Genomic DNA, 15,927 nt, shown 5'->3' with positions numbered 1-15,927 from the left:
TTACCCCAATCAAACCTGTGCGATCCACTTTCTATGGGTGTGGATTGCCATCAAGACCCCAAAACCTGACAGTAGCGTCACCAGATGGGTTCCGCCGTAACTAATGAACGGCAGCGGCACCCCCACCACCGGCAACAGGCCGCTGACCATGCCGATGTTGACGAACACATAGACGAAGAAGGTCATGGTCAGCGCGCCCGCCAGCAGCTTGCCGAACAGCGTCTGCGCCTGGGCGGTGATCACCAGGCCGCGCGCGATCAGCAGCAGGTACAGCAGCAGCAGCAGGCAGACGCCGACCAGGCCGAACTCTTCGGCGAGCACGGCAATGATAAAGTCCGTATGGCTTTCCGGCAAAAAATCCAGGTGCGACTGGGTGCCCAGCAGCCAGCCCTTGCCCAGCACGCCGCCGGAACCGATGGCCGCCTTGGACTGGATGATGTTCCAGCCCGAGCCCAGCGGATCGCTCTCCGGGTTGAGGAAGGTCAGCACGCGGCGCTTCTGGTAGTCGTGCATGACGAAGTACCACATGCCCACCGCGATCGGCACCACCGCCGCCACCGCGCCGACGATCCAGCGCCACTGCAGACCGGCCATGAACACCACGAAGGCGCCCGAGGCGAGGATCAGCAGCGAGGTGCCCAGATCCGGCTGCTTGAGGATCAGCACGAAGGGCACGCCGATCATCGCCAGGCAGACGAGCACGTGCTTGGGCCGCGGCGGCAGGCTGCGCTTGGCCAGGTACCAGGCGACCGTCATCGGCATGATGATCTTGAGGATTTCCGAGGGCTGGAAGCGGATCACCCCGGGAATGTTGATCCAGCGCGTGGCGCCCATGGCGGTGTGGCCCATCACCTCGACCACCACCAGCAGGCCGACGCCGCCCAGGTAGGCCAGCGGTACCCAGCGCGCCATGAAGCGCGGATCGAACTGGGCGATCACCAGCATGCCGGCCAGGCCGATGCCGAACGAGGTGGCCTGCTTGAGCAGCAGGTCGACGTTCTTGCCGCTGGCCGAATAGAGGATGAACAGGCTGCCGGCGCCGAGGATCAGCAACAGCAGCAGCAGCCAGCCGTCGATATGCAGACGCTGCAACAGGCCGGCACGGCGGCGCAGCACGTCCTCGTCGGACAGGGTACGGTCGAAATTGCTCATCATCGTTGACTGACCTCGGCGCTCTGCGCCGGTGCGTATTCGGCCTTGAGCTGGCCGCCGTCGTCCAGCAGCCAGGCGTCCATCACCTGCTTGACCACCGGCGCGGCCACGCCGGAACCGGACTCGCCGTTCTCCACCATCACCGCCACGGCGATCTGCGGGTTCTGCGCCGGGGCGAAGGCGACGAACAGGGCGTGGTCGCGGTGGCGTTCCTGCAGCTTCTCGCGGTCGTACTTCTCGCCCTGCTTGATCGCCACCACCTGGGCCGTGCCGCTCTTGCCGGCGATGCGGTAGACCGAGCTGTCGCCGACCTTGCGCGCGGTGCCACGGGCACCGTGCAGCACCTGCTCCATGCCGCGGATGCCATAGTCCCAGAACTTCGCATCGCGCAGGACGATGTCCGGCAGCGGGTTGGAATCGACCGGCAGCGCGCCGTCGATGCTCTTGGCCAGGTGCGGGCGAATCCACTTGCCGCGGGTGGCCATCAGCGCGGTGGCCTGGGCCAGCTGCAGCGGCGTGGTCTGCATGTAGCCCTGGCCGATGCCGAGGATCAGCGTCTCGCCCGGGTACCAGGGCTGGCGGTAGCGCGCGCGCTTCCAGTCGCGCGACGGCATCAGCCCGGCGGTTTCCTCGAACATGTCCAGCGCCACGCGCTGGCCCAGGCCGAAGCGGCTCATATAGGCGTGCATGCGATCGACGCCCATCTTGTGCGCCAGGTCGTAGAAGTAGGTGTCGTTGGAGCGGGCGATGGCCAGTTCCAGGTCGACCCAGCCGTCGCCGCTGCGGTTCCAGTTGCGGTACTTGTGGCTGTGATTGGGCAACTGGTAGAAGCCCGGGTCGAATACCCGTGAGGTGGGCGTGACCACCCCGGCATCGAGGCCAGCCACCGCCACCATCGGCTTGATGGTCGAACCCGGCGGGTAGAGGCCGCGCAGCACACGGTTGTACAGCGGCTGGTCGATAGAGTCGCGCAGCTCGCCATAGGCCTTGAAGCTGATGCCGGTGACGAAGGGGTTGGGGTCGAAGCTGGGCTGGCTGACCATCGCCAGCACCTCGCCGGTCTGCGGCTGGATCGCCACCACCGCGCCGCGACGCCCGCCCAGGGCGTGCTCGGCCGCCTCCTGCAGGCGCACGTCGAGGCTCAGCACTATGTCCTTGCCCGGCTTCGGGTCGATGCGGTTGAGCACCCGCAGCACGCGGCCGCGGGCGTTGGTCTCGACTTCCTCGTACCCCACCTCGCCGTGCAGCTCGTCCTCGTAGAACCGTTCGATGCCGGTCTTGCCGATATGGTGGGTGCCGGCATAGTCGGTGGGGTCGAGGCGCTTGAGCTCCTGTTCGTTGATCCGCCCGACATAGCCCACCGAATGGGCGAAATGCTCGCGCTGCGGGTAGTGGCGTACCAGTTGCGCCGCCACCTCGACGCCGGGCAGGCGGAACTGGTTGACCGCGATGCGGGCGATCTGCTCCTCGGACAGCTCGAACAGGATCGGCACCGGTTCGAACGGCCGCCGCCCCTGGCGCACGCGCTTCTCGAAGAGGGCGCGCTCGTCCGCCGACAGCTCCAGCACCTCGACCACCACGTCCAGCACCTGCTGCCAGTCGCCGGCGCGCTCGCGGGTCACGGTGAGGCTGAAGCTGGGGCGGTTGTCGGCGATGATCACGCCGTTGCGGTCGAAGATCAGCCCGCGGGTCGGCGGAATCGGCTGCACATGGATGCGGTTGTTCTCCGCCAGGGTGGTGTGATGCTCGTACTGCACCACCTGCAGGTAGTACATGCGCGCCACCAGCACGGCGCTCAGCAGCAGGATCGCGACGCCGCCGACCAGCACGCGCCGGCGCACCTGGCGGGCGTCCTTTTCGTGATCCTTGAGGCGAATCGGCTGCGGCATCGTGGCTTACTTGGTCACTTGTGGTACGGATGGCCGGACAGCACGGTCCAGGCCCGGTAGATCTGTTCGCCGAGCAGGATGCGCACCAGCGGGTGCGGCAGGGTCAGCGGCGACAGCGACCAGCGCTGCTCGCTGCGCGCGCAGACCTCCGGCGCCAGCCCTTCCGGGCCGCCGACCATGAGGTTGACAGTGCGCGCATCCAGGCGCCAGCGGTCCAGCTCGGCGGCCAACTGCTCGGTGCTCCACGGCTTGCCATGGACCTCGAGGGTGACGATGCGCTCGCCCGGCTGCACCTTGCTCAGCATCGCCTCGCCCTCCTGACGGATCAGACGGGCGACGTCGGCGTTCTTGCCGCGCGTGTTCAGCGGGATTTCCACCAGCTCCAGCGGCAACTCGGCCGGCAGGCGCTTGACGTACTCCTGCCAGCCCTCCTCGACCCAGCGCGGCATGCGCGAACCGACGGCGATCAACTTGATCCGCACGGCTCGCGCTTACTCGGCCGAGTGCTGGGCGCGGCTCTGCTCGGCGCCCTGCCACAGGCGCTCGAGGTCGTAGAACTGACGCGCGGTGGGCAGCATCACGTGGACGACGATGTCGCCCAGGTCGAGCAGGGCCCATTCGCCGCTGTCCAGGCCTTCGCTGCCGATCGGGCGCACGCCGCGCTCCTTGACCTTTTCCAGGACGTTGTCAACCAGCGCCTTGACCTGACGGCTGGAGCTACCGCTGGCGATCACCATGAAATCGGTGATGCTGGTCTTGTCCTTGACGTCGATCACGGTGATGTCGCTCGCCTTGATCTCTTCCAGCGCCGCGACGGCGATCTTGACCAGCTCGTCGCTGGGCATGCTGTGCTTCTTCATAAATGACTCGTTTGCCTCGTGTAATGGGACGCCTGCGCACATGCGCGACGCTTCAAGCATGCGGCGCAGAATACAAACCCTGCGCCTGGATATAGGCCAGTACTGCATCCGGCAGCAGAAAACGCGCCGATTTGCCGGCCGCCAGCAACTGGCGAATCTGCGTGGCCGACACCGCCAGCGGGGTCTGCCAGATGAAACTGATCTGCCCGCCCGGCCCCTGCAGGCTCAGCGGGTCGCTGACGCTGCGCGCCGCCAGCAGGTCGCGCAGCGCCTCCGGCGCCTCGCTGTCGGCATCCGGCCGCTGCAGCACCAGCAGGTGGCAGTGGTCGAGCAACTCCTGCCAACGGTGCCAGCTCGGCAGGCCGCAGAAGGCGTCCCAGCCGAGCAGGAGAAACAGCTGGTCGTGCGCGGCCAGCTCGCCACGCAGCGACTCCAGGGTGTCCACCGTGTACGACGGCTTGTCGCGCTTCAGCTCGCGGTCGTCGACCTTGAGCCGCGGCTCGCCGGCCACCGCCAGCTCGACCATGGCCAGACGCTGCTCGGCGCTCACCTGTGGCGCCTGGCGATGCGGCGGGCGCGCGCTGGGCACCAGGCGCAACTCGTCCAGGCCCATGAACTCGGTCACCTCCAGCGCCGCGCGCAGGTGGCCGATATGCACCGGATTGAAGGTGCCGCCGAGCAGGCCGATGCGTCGGGCGGCGCTGCCCCGGGCGTCGTCAGGCTTGGCCATCAGGTGCGAATATGTCCGTCGCCGAAGACCACGTACTTCTCGCTGGTCAGGCCCTCCAGGCCGACCGGACCGCGGGCGTGCAGCTTGTCGGTGGAGATGCCGATCTCCGCGCCCAGGCCGTACTCGAAACCATCGGCGAAACGGGTCGAAGCGTTGACCATCACCGAGGCGGAGTCCACCTCGGTAAGAAAACGCCGCGCATCGCTGAAGTTCTCGGTGATGATGGCGTCGGTATGCTGCGAGCCATAGTGGTTGATGTGCTCGATGGCCGCCTCCAGCGAATCGACGACGCGAATCGCCAGGATCGGCGCGTTGTACTCGGCGAACCAGTCGTCCTCGCTGGCCACCAGCACGTCGCTGCCGAGCAGCTCGCGGGTGGCTGCGTCGCCACGCAGCTCGACGCCCTTGTCGCGGTAGATGGCGGCCAGCGGCGGCAGCACGCGGGCGGCGATATCCTTGTGTACCAGCAGGGTTTCCATGGCGTTGCACGGCGAATAGCGCTGGGTCTTGGCGTTGTCGCAGACGCGAATGGCCTTGTCGAGATCGGCAGCCACATCGACATAGACGTGACAGACGCCGTCCAGATGCTTGATCACCGGCACCTTGGCATCACGACTGATGCGCTCGATCAGGCCCTTGCCGCCGCGCGGCACGATCACGTCGACGAATTCCGGCATGGCGATCAGCTCGCCCACTGCGGCGCGGTCGGTGGTTTCCACCACCTGCACGCAGGCGGCCGGCAGACCGGACTCGGCCAGGCCCTGCTGGATGCAGGCGGCGATGGCGCGGTTGGAGTGGATCGCCTCCGAGCCGCCACGCAGGATGGTGGCATTGCCGGACTTCAGGCACAGGCTGGCGGCGTCGATGGTCACATTGGGCCGCGACTCGTAGATGATGCCGATCACCCCCAGCGGTACGCGCATCTTGCCGACCTGGATGCCGGACGGCAGGTAGCGCATGTCACGGATCTCGCCGATCGGGTCGGGCAGGGTCGCCACCTGGCGCAGGCCTTCGATCATGCCGTCGATCACCGCCGGCGTCAGCGCCAGGCGGTCGAGCATGGCCGGCTCCAGGCCACTGGCGCGGCCGGCGGCCAGGTCCAGTTCGTTGGCGGCGGAAAGCTCGGCGCGGGCGGCGTCGAGGGCGGCGGCGGCGGCCTGCAGGGCGCGGTTCTTCTGCGCGGTGCTGGCCCGGGCGAGCACCCGCGAAGCCTGGCGGGCGGCCTGGCCCAGGCGGGTCATGTAAGCGTGCACGGACTCGGTCATGGCGGCGGAGGTCTGGCAGTTGAAAAAAGGGGCTGATTATAGCGGGCTCGCGAGGCCGCGCCCAGCGGCGTCCGGTAAGCGGTAGACAAGCCGTTCGCCCGGCCCCCTCGGTAACGCCGCCAGGCCCCTGGCAGCGGGCCTGGCGGTGCGACGGTGACACCCGCCGGCACAGGCCGCCCGAAGGTTGGGTAAACAAAAACCGGCGCAATGTTTACCTTCAAGCTCAGGTTTTGTCCGACAAGATCGCGCCGGCGCAGTCTGCCGCCCGCTTGAGAACAAGAAAAATCGCCGGAGTGCATACCATGCGTTACCGCACCGACTACAGCGCCGCTCTGCTCGCCAGCCCGCCGGCAATCCTGGCCATCGGCGACTGGCGCCTGCACTACCAGGCCTATTCGAGCCGCGAGCAGGACGCCCGCGCGCCGGTGCTGCTGCTCGGCGGCGCCTTCCAGAGCTTTCGCTCCTTCGCCGCCGAGGTCGACGAGCTGCTCGCCGCCCACCCGGTGATCCTGCTCGACCTGCCCAGCCAGGGCGGCAACCTGCAGCTGGCGCCGGAGCTCGGTCTGGAGCAGCTGGCCGACCTGATCGCCGCCTTCGCCGAACAGCTGCAGCTGCCGCCGCTGATGCCCATCGGCCTGTCCTACGGCTCGGCGCTGGCCGCACTGTTCGCCGCGCGCCATCCGCAGCGCTGCGCGCGCCTGCTGCTGGCCGGCATCACCGCCTTCGGCCGGCCCGGCGCACGGCTGCTGCTGGAAGAGGGCCTGGCCCTGCTCGACGAGGGCCGCGCCGGCGAATTCGCCCAGGGCGCGCTGACCGGCCTGCTCAACCCGCTGCACCTGGACGACACCGGCATCGCGCCGGTATTTCGCAAGGCCCTGCTGCGGCAGATCCAGCGCCTGAGCCCGGCCGAAGTCGAGCGCTACCGGCAGAACAGCCGGCGCCTGCTGGCCTTCCAGGGCTTTGCCCGCCACCCGCAGTGCCCGACCCTGGTGCTGGCCGGCGAACACGACCATTTCACCCAACCCTGGGAGCACGCCCACTTCGCCGCGGCCTGCGCCCAGGGCGAATGCGCCCTGGTGCACCAGGCCGACCACCTCGCCCAGTTCGAACGGCGCGAGGCCTGCGCCGCGCTCTATCGCCCCTTCCTCGGCGAGCGCCCGCTGCCGGCCCGCAGCCCGGGCAGCACGCGGTTGCCGCGCGAGCGGCTGCTGAGCCTGGACAAGCGCTGCGAACCGCGCCTGGCGCCGCGCCAGCGCCAGGCCGTGCTGCGCCATGCCGACGGCCTGCGTTGGCCGGTGGAGCTGAGCGAGCTTGGCTTCTTCGGCGGCCTGCTGCAGGCCGACCTGCCGCCCGAGCTGCCCGGCCGCGGCTGGCAGCTGCTGGCCGGCGAACTGCCGGCGCAGCCGCTGTTGCCGCTGCGCCGCGACGCCCGGGGCCTGGCCTTCGTGTTCCCGCACACCGACGCCGCGGCCAGCCAGGCGCTGGCCGCGCTGATCCACCCCGCTCCGCTGCCGGCAGCCGCCTGCGCCTAGCCCGGATGCAATCCGGGCTAGGTAAGCCCCTCGGGTCGCCCTACACCTGCGCCTGAATCACCCGCACCAGCCCGGGCACCCGCGCCGGCGGCAGGCCCAGGCTGAGCGCATCGGCGCTGGGGTCGAAGACCTGCACCGTGGCGAAACCGCAACGCTGGAAGCCCGCCACTATCTCGCCATGATCGCGGTAATGCAGCGGGTAGCTGCCACGGGTCAGCCGGCCGATCAGCTCGACGCCCCAGCGCAGCTGGCGATAGCGCGGATGCTCGCGCAGGTCCGGGTACAGCTCGGTCAGGTAGGTGGCGCCGGCGAAACCGCGCAGCTCAATGGCCAGGCGGCTCCAGAAGCCTTCGATCAGCGCCAGCGGAAAGTAGTTGACCAGCCCCTCGGTGATCACCAGCACCGGCTGCCGGCGATCCAGCTCGGCGAACAGCGCGGCCAGGCTGTGACGGCCCTGCTCGGCGAGGATATCCACCGCGCGCACCTGGTGCTCGCCACCCAGCCAGCCCTCGCCGTGCAGCAGCAGGCGCTTGCGCGCGGCCATGGCCGGCAGGTCCGCCTCGACATAACGCAGCTGCGGATAACGCGCGCAGAAGCGCCGGCCGCGCGGCGACAGGCCGCAGGCGATTTCCACCACCTGGCGCACACCGCCCTGCTCGATGGCGGCGGTGAGCTGCGCATCGATCTGCAGGTGGCGCTGCAGCAGGAAGGCCTCGATATCCAGGCCGAAGCCGACCCGTGCGCCCCAGGTAACGGGCCACAACAGCTTGTGCACGAAACGGCCGAAGGCGGTGACGAAGGCCGGCTCGGCCAGGCGGTGGCGGTACCAGACGTAACCGGTGTAGTGCGCGGACGGGCTGATATGGGCGCTGCTGGCACGGCTGCGTTCAGGCATTTTTAAGGCTCTTATTGTTATGCTCGCGGCCCAGCCTAAGCCGCCGCGAGCCCCTACGACAGCCCATGCCCACCGAACCCACCCTTAGTTTGCCCTGGCCGCAGGCCCGCCCGCTGGCCGACGCCTTCTTCGACCGCGATGCCCAGCTGGTGGCGCGTGAGCTGCTCGGCAAGGTGATCCGCCACCGCGTCGGCGCGCTCTGGCTCAGCGCACGGATCATCGAGACCGAGGCCTATTACCTGGTCGACAAGGGCAGCCACGCCTCGCTCGGCTACACCGAGAAACGCAAGGCGCTGTTCGCAGATGGCGGGCACATCTACATGTATTACGCGCGCGGCGGCGACTCGTTGAACTTCAGCGCCCATGGTCCGGGCAACGCGGTGCTGATCAAATCCGCACTGCCCTGGCTGGATGCCGTCAGCGGAGAGCCGGCGCTGGCGGCGATGCAGCGCAACAACCCGGCCAGCGACGGCTCGCCGCGCCCGCCGCAGCGTCTGTGCGCCGGCCAAACCCTGCTGTGCAAGGCACTGGGCCTCAAGGTGGCGGACTGGGACGCGCGCCGCTTCGACCCGCAGCGCCTGTTCGTCGAGGATGTCGGCGAGCGGCCGCAGCGCATCGTGCAGTGCGCGCGCCTGGGCATCCCCCAGGGCCGCGACGAACACCTGCCCTACCGCTTCGTCGATGCCGCCTTCGCCCGCCACTGCACGCGCAACCCGCTGCGCCGCGGCCAGGTCGAAGGCCAGGATTACCGCCTGTTGCCGAACGCAGGAGACGCGCCATGAGCGCCTGGCTGGAACACCTCACCGACTGGCTGGGCGGCAACCCCGAGTGGCTGGGACTGGCCATCTTCCTCATCGCCCTGTTCGAGTGCCTGGCCCTGGTCGGCATCCTCCTGCCCGGTGTGCTGCTGCTGTTCAGCGTCGCCCTGCTGGCCGGCAGCGGCGTGCTGACGCTGTGGCAGACCCTGCTGCTGGCCTATGCCGGCGGCCTGTGCGGCGACCTGCTGTCGTACAGCCTCGGCCGCCGCTTCAAAGAGGACATCCCGCGCCTGCCGCTGCTGCGCCGCCACCCGGAGTGGGTGCTGCGCGCCGAGCTGTATTTCCAGCGCTACGGCATGGCCAGCCTGCTGGTGGGGCGCTTTATCGGCCCGTTGCGCCCGATGCTGCCGCTGGCCGCCGGCATGCTCGGCATGCCGCTGCCGCGCTTTATCGCCATCAGCCTGCTGGCCGCCGCCGGCTGGGCGGTGGCCTACCTGCTGCCCGGCTGGGCCACCGGCGCCGCGCTGCGCCTGCCGATGGCCGAGGGTTTCTGGAGCGAGGCGGCGATTCTGCTGGCCGGCATCGGCCTGATCCTGCTGCTGACGGTGCAGGCCAGCCTGGCCGAGAAGCGCTACGCCTGCCTGCTCGGCGGCGGCCTGAGCCTGCTCCTGCTGCTGGCCCTGATGCTCGGCTGGCCGCACCTGGACGCCCTCGACCAGGGCCTGATGACCCTGGTGCAGGAGCAGCGCCAGGCCCATCTGGACGCGACCATGGTGCTGCTCACCCGGCTCGGCGACCTGCGCACCCAGCTGGCCGCCGCCATCCTGCTGTGCGGCCTGCTGCTGCTCGCCCGGCAGTGGCGGCCGGCACTGTTCGCCGGCGCCACCCTGCTGTGCACCGCGCTGGCCAACGGCGCGCTGAAGAACGGCTTCGCCCGCGCCCGGCCGGGCATCCTCAGCGAACCGCTGACCAGCTTCAGTTTCCCCAGCGGGCACAGCTCGGCGGCCTTCGCCTTCTTCCTGGTGCTCGGCGTGCTGGCCGGCCGCGGCCAGGGCGCACGGCTGCGCCTGGCCTGGCTGCTGCTGGCCAGCCTGCCGGCGCTGGCCATCGCCCTGTCGCGGGTCTACCTCGGCGTGCACTGGCCCAGCGACATCATCGCCGGCGCCCTGCTGGCCTGCGCCGTGTGCGGCCTGAGCCTGGCCGCCAGCCAGCGCCGGCAGACGCTGACGGCGCTACCGGCGCGGCTCTGGTGGCTGCTGCTGCCGGCCTGCCTGGCGCTGCTCGGCGGCATGGCCACCTGGCACCTGTCCGCCGCCGTGCTGCGCTACAGCTACTAGAGAGGCCGCTACAGGCGGAACTTGCCCATCTGCCCGGCCAGGTCGTCGGCCAGGCGGCTGAGGGTCTGGCAGTCCTCGCGGCAGGCGCGCACCTCGCCGGCGGTGGCGTGGGCCAGGTCGGCGATGCCCTGCACGTTGCGGTTGATCTCCTCGGTCACCGAACTCTGCTCCTCGGTGGCCGCCGCCACCTGGGTGTTCATGTCGCTGATCGCCTCCACCTGCGCGGTGATGGCGCCGAGCGACTGACCGGTGCGCTGGCTGGCCTCGACCCCGGTGCCGGTGGCTGCCTGGCCGGCGTGCATCGAGCTGACCGCGGCCTCGGCGCCGTGCTTGAGGCGCTGGATCATCTGCTGGATCTCGTCGGTGGAGGCCTGGGTGCGGCTGGCCAGGGTGCGCACCTCGTCGGCCACCACGGCGAAGCCGCGGCCCATCTCGCCGGCGCGCGCCGCCTCGATGGCGGCGTTCAGCGCCAGCAGGTTGGTCTGCTCGGAGATGCCGCGGATCACCGCCAGCACCTGGTCGATGGACGCCACCTGCTCGGCCAGCTCGGCCACCGCGCCGGCGGCGGTGCCGATATCGGCGGACATCTGCTCGATATGGCCGATGGACTGGCGCACCACCTGGCGCGCCTGCTGCGCCTCGTCGCGGGCGCTGTGCGAGGACTGCGCGGCGCTGCTGGCGTTGCGCGCGATCTCCTGCACGGTCAGGCCCATCTCGTGCACCGCGGTGGCCACCATATCGGTCATTTCCTGCTGCTGGCCGGCACGCCCGGCGGTGTTCTCCACCACCTGGGCGACCTGGCCGACCGCGCCGCGCAGGCGCTCGCTGGTGGCCAGCACCTCGCCGATCAGCTCGCGCTGGCTGGCCAGGAAGCGGTTGAAGCCACGCGCCAGGTCGCCCAGCTCGTCGCCACGCGACTCGTCGAGACGCCGGGTCAGGTCGCCGCCGCCGCCACCGATTTCCACCAGCGCCTGGGTCACCTGGCGGATCGGCCGCACCAGGCCGCGCGCCAGCAGCACCACCAGGCCGAGGAACAGCAGCGCCACGGCGACGCCGATCAGGCTGGTCAGCAGCAGCGCCTGACGCGCCTCGGCGTAGATTTCCGCCTCCGGCACCTCGCTGACCAGCAGCCAGTCGAGGCTGGCGAACTTCTGCGCCACCGCCAGGAAGGCCTCGCCGTCGCGCTCGAAACGCACCGCACGGCCGTCGCCGAGCAGCACCTGGCGCGCCGCCTCGGCACCGAACAGCTGCTCCAGTTGGCCGCTGCCGCTGAGCTCGGAGCGCGGATGCACCTTGACCCCGCCCTGGCCGTCGACCAGGAACACCTGGCCGCGCTCGCCGAAGCGGAACTCGCTGATCATCTTCGACATGTCCGCCAGGTCGTAGCCCAGGCCGGACACGCCGAGGGTCTTGCCGCCCTGCTTGATGCGCTGGTTGATGAACAGGGTCGGCTGACGCGTACCCTTGTCGATGTCGATTTCCAGCACCCGGTCGCGATCGCCGTCGACCAGGCGATAGAACCACTGGTTCTCCGCCTGGTTGCGGTCGAGGGTGCGCATCAGCCCCTCGCCGGTGGTGTAGTTGCCGCTGGCCAGGCCGACGATGGAGGTGGTCATGGCGTTCTGCTGGGCGCGCACGCCCTCCAGGTAGCGGGCGAACTCGTCGCGCCGCGCCTCGTCCTCGCCGGCCGCCAGCCAGTCCTGCACCAGGCTGTTCTCGGCGATCGAGGCGTTGGCGGTGATCGGCGCGGTGAGCACCCGCTCGAGGTCGTTGCGGATCGCCAACACCCGCGCCGGTAAAGCCTCCTCCACCAGGTAGCGTTCGGTCAGGCGATCGACCACCGCCGAGTAGATGCCGACCACGATGAGGATGCTGGCCAGCAGGGCGGCGCCCATGCTGAGGATCAACTGCCACTGAATGCTGCGTTGCCAGAGGCGCATGGGGAGTCTCCCGCTTATTGTTGGAATCAGGACGAGCGACTGGATACAGAATTGTTCACAATTTGTAAATCCATGACCGCTGACCGGCGTATCGGCAACGCCGCGCCAAGCTTGATCGCCGCCCGGCAGTTAGCCGACAGCCGCGCAGCGGGCGGCGCACCCTGCGCGCCCCGTCGGGCTTCGCTGCGCTCAGCGCCAACCTACCAGCGTCAGCAGCGCCAGCAGGCCGCTGATGCTGAAGAAGGCCAGCACGGTGGCCGCCACCAGGGCCGCGGCGCAGCGCTCCTCGAGGCCGAAGCGCTGGCCGAGGATGGGGTAGATGCTCATCATCGGCGCACTGGCGAACAGCAGCCCGGCCACCATCAGCTGCGGCTCCACCCCCGGCAGCAGGAGGAAGGCCACCAGCAGCGCCAGCGGATGCAGGATCAGCTTGCCCAGCGCGGCCTGGGTCACGTCCGCCGCCATGCCGCGGGTCTTCAGGCCGTACAGGCTGCCGCCGATGACGAACAGCGCCACCGGCGCCGAGGCGCTGGCGAGCATGTCCACCACCTTGAACGGCACGGCCGGCAGGCGGATCTGCAGCAACGACAGCAGCAGGCCGAGGCCGATGGCCAGGATCAGCGGGTTGCGCGCCAGGCGCAGGCCGGTTTCGCGCACCAGCGCCCAGCCGCCGTTGCCGCGCTGCGCGCCGGCTTCGGCCAGGGCCAGGGCCAGCGGGATCAGCAGCAGATTCTCCACCAGCATGCCGAGGGCCATGGCTACCGCCGCGGTCTGGCCAAGCACCATGACGGCGATGGGGTAGCCGATAAAACCGCTGTTGGACACCGACATGCCCATGGCCAGGATGGCGCTGGCCGACTGGCCCTGCCCGCGCCACCAGCGCGCCACGGCGAAACCGGCGGCGAACAGGCTCAGCGAGGCCAGCGCGTAGGCGGCCAGATAGGGCCAGTTGAGCACCTCGTCGAGGCGCCGCTCGGTCAGCGCCTTGAGCAGCAGCGCCGGCAGGGCGAAGTTGATCACCAAGACGCCGAGGCCGCGCATCTGCTCGCGACTGAGCAGGCCGCCGCGCACCGAGAGAAACCCCAGGCCGATAAGGATGAAGATCGGCGCGGTGATCCCCAGCACCGTCAGCATGCCAGGCGCTCCGGGCGTTCCACGCGCAGCTGCGCCAGGCGCGAGCGGGTGCGGGCGAAGTCGAGGTGGCCGACGCCGGCGCACAGCGTCGCCAGGCTGGCCTCGCCCTGCAGCCAGAGCTCGATGCCGGCGTCGTAGGCGATATCGACGAAGTTGACCAGGCGCTGCTGCTCGTCCGCCGAGCAGCGCCCGAGCGGCGGCAATTCGCCGACGGCGATACGGGCGAAACGCCGGCACAGCTCCAGGTAGTCGGCGCTGGCCAACGGCTGGCGGCACAGCGCGGCGAAGTCCAGCCACAGGCCGCGCTCGTCCGCCGCCCAGGCCGTCAGGCTACGCCGCCCCAGCGCCACCTGCTGCGCCGCCGCGCGCCAGCCCAGGCACGCGCCGAACAGAGCGCCCGAGCCCTGCAGGTAACGCCCCCAATGCCGCGTGCTCAGCGGGCGGTAATCGGGGCCGTCGTCCAGGCGCAGCACCAGGCAATGGCGCTGCAGCAGCTCGGCGAAGGGCTTGAAACGGCTGTGGTAGAGCGGATTGGGGCAGAGTCCGGCGGGCGCGTAGTTGGAACTCAGCAGCAGGATGCAGTCCAGGCTCAGCAGGTGCTGCAGCAGGCGCCCGAGGAGGATCGCATCGCCGATGTCGTGCACGTGGAACTCGTCGAGGTAGAACAGCTGCGTCTCGCTCGCCAGCGCCGCGGCCACCCGTGCCAGCGGATCGGCCTGCCCGCCGTGGGTCAGCGCACGTCGCTGCACCTCCTGCAGCAACGCGTGCACATGCAGGCGCCGCTTGGCTGCGACCGGCGCGGCCTGGAACAGGGCATCGAGCAGCAGGCTCTTGCCGCGCCCGACGCCGCCCCACAGGTAGGCACCGGCGGCGGGCCGGCGCAGCCAGGCAGACGGCCGCAGGCGCGCCTGCAGCCAGTCGCCCAGGCGCGCCAGCATGCGCGTCTGGGCCTCGTCCAGTTGCAGGCCGCGCGCCTCGATCAGGCGAACGGCCTGCGCGGCCAGCTCAGAAGTCAAAGAACACGGTCTCGCCTTCGCCCTGGATGCGGATGTCGAAGCGGTAGGCCGGCTTGCCGTCCACCTCGCAGCGTTTGGCGATCAGCGTCTCGCGGCGCTGCGGCTGTTCGATCAGGTTGAGCACCGGGTCCTTGGCGTTGGCCTCGGCCTCGTCTTCGAAGTACAGCCGGGTGTTGAGGTGGATATTGATGCCGCGAGCGAATAGCGCGACGTTGACATGCGGCGCCATCGCCACGCCGGCGGCGTTGCGCACCACGCCCGGCTTGATCGTATAGGCGGTCCACTCGCTACCGGCATCGAAGGTGGTGGCGGTACGACCGAAACCGTTGAACGCCTTGTTCTGGTCGTAAGCCTCGTCGTACCGGCCCTGGTGGTCGGCCTGCCACAGCTCGAGGAAGGCGTCGCGCACCAGATGGCCGTTGCCGTCGTAGACGTGACCGACCAGCAGGATGTGCTCGCCGGGCGCGTCGGGCCCCGCCATCTGGTTCCAGATTTCCTGTTCGCGGGTCGGGTTGCCGGCCGCGGCCAGGGCCAGGCCGATGTGCACGTAGGGGCCGGCGGTTTGAGAAGGGGTTTCCGGCAGCAATTCAACAGGCATGGTCATCCTCCTCACTTGTTCTCGAAATGGGTTTGGCGCTGGCCGCGCAAGACAATGTCGAAACGGTACGCCAGGCAATCCATTGGATTGGCCGTGCTCATGTCGAGCTTGGCAATCAGCGTCTGCACCGCGTCCGGGTTGGCGATGGACTTGACGATCGGGCACAGCGGGATCAGCGGATCGCCCTCGAAATACAGCTGGGTGATCAGCCGCGTGGCAATCGACGGGCCGTTGAGCGAGAAGTGGATATGCGCCGGGCGCCAGTCGTTGGGGCCATTGCGCCAGGGGTAGGGGCCGGGCTTGATGGTGCGGAAGATATAGCGCCCTTCGCTGTCGGTCAGGGCACGGCCGACACCGCCGAAGTTGGGGTCGAGCGGCGCCAGGTAGCGGTCGTTCTTGTGCCGGTAGCGGCCACCGGCGTTGGCCTGCCACATTTCTACCAGGGTGTGCGGGATCGGCTTGCCGTACTGATCCATCACCCGCCCGGAAACGATGATGCGCTCGCCGATGGGCAGGCCACCGTTGTTGAAGTTGAGCAGCAGGTCGTTGTCGTGCTCGCCGAACTCCAGGTGCGAGAAGTCCGGGCCGGTGGTTTCGGAGATCGACTGCGGGATGCTCACCAGCGCCTGGCGCGGCGAACGGGCGATGGAGGTCTTGTAATCGGGCGTCAGGGCTTTGGGGTGCCAGTTGCGGTCACGAATGACGAAACGGCGATTGTCCTCGGCAGGCATGGTGCGCTCCTGTTGTGGCTATTGTGGAGTCAGTGGCCACAGTGTCCGGCAAAGCGCACGCGGGGAACATTGAAAAGACGCCGCCAATGC

The 15,927-nt window shown here is 69.3% G+C and carries 15 protein-coding genes and 1 pseudogene; 3 read left to right on the top strand and 13 right to left on the bottom strand.

Features of this window, described 5'->3' with window-relative positions:
- Positions 1-9 precede the first annotated feature (9 nt).
- From rodA to AC1G9C_RS03560, 6 genes are all read right to left on the bottom strand, one after another.
- Positions 10-1,113: a rod shape-determining protein RodA gene (rodA, locus tag AC1G9C_RS03585; protein ID WP_480410385.1), complete on the bottom strand. Its 1,104-nt coding sequence runs from the start codon at positions 1,111-1,113 to the stop codon at positions 10-12.
- Positions 1,114-1,151: 38 nt separating this feature from the next.
- A complete protein-coding gene (gene mrdA, locus AC1G9C_RS03580; RefSeq protein WP_021441824.1) occupies positions 1,152-3,041 on the bottom strand; it encodes a penicillin-binding protein 2 in 1,890 nt (629 codons plus the stop codon).
- A 14-nt stretch (positions 3,042-3,055) separates the two neighbouring features.
- Positions 3,056-3,523 (bottom strand): 23S rRNA (pseudouridine(1915)-N(3))-methyltransferase RlmH, encoded by a 468-nt coding sequence (gene rlmH / locus AC1G9C_RS03575; RefSeq protein WP_021441823.1) that lies wholly within the window; start codon positions 3,521-3,523, stop codon positions 3,056-3,058.
- Positions 3,524-3,532: 9 nt separating this feature from the next.
- Complete coding sequence (gene rsfS, locus AC1G9C_RS03570; RefSeq protein WP_031302530.1) at positions 3,533-3,886, bottom strand: ribosome silencing factor; 354 nt, start codon at positions 3,884-3,886, stop codon at positions 3,533-3,535.
- A gap of 67 nt (positions 3,887-3,953) precedes the next feature.
- The gene (gene nadD, locus AC1G9C_RS03565; RefSeq protein WP_122108943.1) at positions 3,954-4,631 is read right to left on the bottom strand and encodes a nicotinate-nucleotide adenylyltransferase; all 678 of its coding nucleotides are present in this window, start codon (positions 4,629-4,631) and stop codon (positions 3,954-3,956) included.
- Complete coding sequence (locus AC1G9C_RS03560) at positions 4,631-5,896, bottom strand: glutamate-5-semialdehyde dehydrogenase (RefSeq protein ID WP_457788027.1); 1,266 nt, start codon at positions 5,894-5,896, stop codon at positions 4,631-4,633. Before AC1G9C_RS03560 ends, nadD begins: the two co-directional genes overlap by 1 nt.
- Before the next feature lie 302 nt (positions 5,897-6,198).
- Between AC1G9C_RS03560 and AC1G9C_RS03555 the strand changes: the two genes are divergently transcribed.
- The gene (locus AC1G9C_RS03555) at positions 6,199-7,428 is read left to right on the top strand and encodes an alpha/beta fold hydrolase (protein ID WP_480409464.1); all 1,230 of its coding nucleotides are present in this window, start codon (positions 6,199-6,201) and stop codon (positions 7,426-7,428) included.
- Positions 7,429-7,468: 40 nt separating this feature from the next.
- Here the strand turns inward: AC1G9C_RS03555 and AC1G9C_RS03550 are convergent, their stop codons facing one another.
- A complete protein-coding gene (locus AC1G9C_RS03550) occupies positions 7,469-8,323 on the bottom strand; it encodes a class I SAM-dependent methyltransferase (protein WP_397497860.1) in 855 nt (284 codons plus the stop codon).
- 65 nt (positions 8,324-8,388) lie between these two features.
- Here AC1G9C_RS03550 and AC1G9C_RS03545 point away from each other — a divergent pair, with 65 nt between their 5' ends.
- Together AC1G9C_RS03545 and AC1G9C_RS03540 are read left to right on the top strand one after the other, a co-directional pair.
- Positions 8,389-9,105, top strand: a complete 717-nt coding sequence (locus AC1G9C_RS03545; RefSeq protein WP_397497859.1) for a DNA-3-methyladenine glycosylase — start codon at positions 8,389-8,391, stop codon at positions 9,103-9,105.
- Positions 9,102-10,418: a bifunctional DedA family/phosphatase PAP2 family protein gene (locus AC1G9C_RS03540; protein WP_480409463.1), complete on the top strand. Its 1,317-nt coding sequence runs from the start codon at positions 9,102-9,104 to the stop codon at positions 10,416-10,418. Before AC1G9C_RS03545 ends, AC1G9C_RS03540 begins: the two co-directional genes overlap by 4 nt.
- Before the next feature lie 8 nt (positions 10,419-10,426).
- Here AC1G9C_RS03540 and AC1G9C_RS03535 read toward each other — a convergent pair whose 3' ends face one another.
- From AC1G9C_RS03535 to pcaH, 6 genes and pseudogenes are all read right to left on the bottom strand, one after another.
- Positions 10,427-11,131, bottom strand: a complete 705-nt coding sequence (locus tag AC1G9C_RS03535) for a methyl-accepting chemotaxis protein (RefSeq protein WP_480410384.1) — start codon at positions 11,129-11,131, stop codon at positions 10,427-10,429.
- A 207-nt stretch (positions 11,132-11,338) separates the two neighbouring features.
- A pseudogene (locus tag AC1G9C_RS03530) lies at positions 11,339-12,313 on the bottom strand (cache domain-containing protein); the annotation flags it as partial.
- Positions 12,314-12,547: 234 nt separating this feature from the next.
- Positions 12,548-13,492 (bottom strand): AEC family transporter, encoded by a 945-nt coding sequence (locus tag AC1G9C_RS03525; protein ID WP_480409462.1) that lies wholly within the window; start codon positions 13,490-13,492, stop codon positions 12,548-12,550.
- Positions 13,486-14,508, bottom strand: coding sequence for a cell division protein ZapE (gene zapE / locus AC1G9C_RS03520; RefSeq protein ID WP_480409461.1), 1,023 nt, complete (start codon positions 14,506-14,508; stop codon positions 13,486-13,488). The genes AC1G9C_RS03525 and zapE overlap by 7 nt, the downstream gene beginning before the upstream one ends.
- Complete coding sequence (gene pcaG / locus AC1G9C_RS03515) at positions 14,498-15,106, bottom strand: protocatechuate 3,4-dioxygenase subunit alpha (protein WP_480409460.1); 609 nt, start codon at positions 15,104-15,106, stop codon at positions 14,498-14,500. Before pcaG ends, zapE begins: the two co-directional genes overlap by 11 nt.
- Positions 15,107-15,117: 11 nt before the next feature.
- The gene (pcaH, locus tag AC1G9C_RS03510) at positions 15,118-15,837 is read right to left on the bottom strand and encodes a protocatechuate 3,4-dioxygenase subunit beta (protein WP_480409459.1); all 720 of its coding nucleotides are present in this window, start codon (positions 15,835-15,837) and stop codon (positions 15,118-15,120) included.
- Positions 15,838-15,927 lie beyond the last annotated feature (90 nt).

This window comes from Pseudomonas sp. ABa2 (assembly GCF_056676075.1).
This window is presented reverse-complemented; position numbering and strand designations above follow the sequence as displayed.

Bases quoted from the DNA above. Each gene is read 5' to 3' on its own strand.
- AC1G9C_RS03540 (WP_480409463.1), top strand. From the start codon at position 9,102: ATGAGCGCCTGGCTGGAACACCTCACCGACTGGCTGGGCGGCAACCCC.
- AC1G9C_RS03535 (WP_480410384.1), bottom strand. From the start codon at position 11,131: ATGGGCCTGACCGTGCAGGAGATCGCGCGCAACGCCAGCAGCGCCGCG.
- rsfS (WP_031302530.1), bottom strand. From the start codon at position 3,886: ATGCCCAGCGACGAGCTGGTCAAGATCGCCGTCGCGGCGCTGGAAGAG.
- AC1G9C_RS03550 (WP_397497860.1), bottom strand. From the start codon at position 8,323: ATGCCTGAACGCAGCCGTGCCAGCAGCGCCCATATCAGCCCGTCCGCG.
- pcaH (WP_480409459.1), bottom strand. From the start codon at position 15,837: ATGCCTGCCGAGGACAATCGCCGTTTCGTCATTCGTGACCGCAACTGG.
- AC1G9C_RS03545 (WP_397497859.1), top strand. From the start codon at position 8,389: ATGCCCACCGAACCCACCCTTAGTTTGCCCTGGCCGCAGGCCCGCCCG.
- pcaG (WP_480409460.1), bottom strand. From the start codon at position 15,106: ATGCCTGTTGAATTGCTGCCGGAAACCCCTTCTCAAACCGCCGGCCCC.
- AC1G9C_RS03560 (WP_457788027.1), bottom strand. From the start codon at position 5,896: ATGACCGAGTCCGTGCACGCTTACATGACCCGCCTGGGCCAGGCCGCC.
- AC1G9C_RS03525 (WP_480409462.1), bottom strand. From the start codon at position 13,492: ATGCTGACGGTGCTGGGGATCACCGCGCCGATCTTCATCCTTATCGGC.
- nadD (WP_122108943.1), bottom strand. From the start codon at position 4,631: ATGGCCAAGCCTGACGACGCCCGGGGCAGCGCCGCCCGACGCATCGGC.
- AC1G9C_RS03555 (WP_480409464.1), top strand. From the start codon at position 6,199: ATGCGTTACCGCACCGACTACAGCGCCGCTCTGCTCGCCAGCCCGCCG.
- mrdA (WP_021441824.1), bottom strand. From the start codon at position 3,041: ATGCCGCAGCCGATTCGCCTCAAGGATCACGAAAAGGACGCCCGCCAG.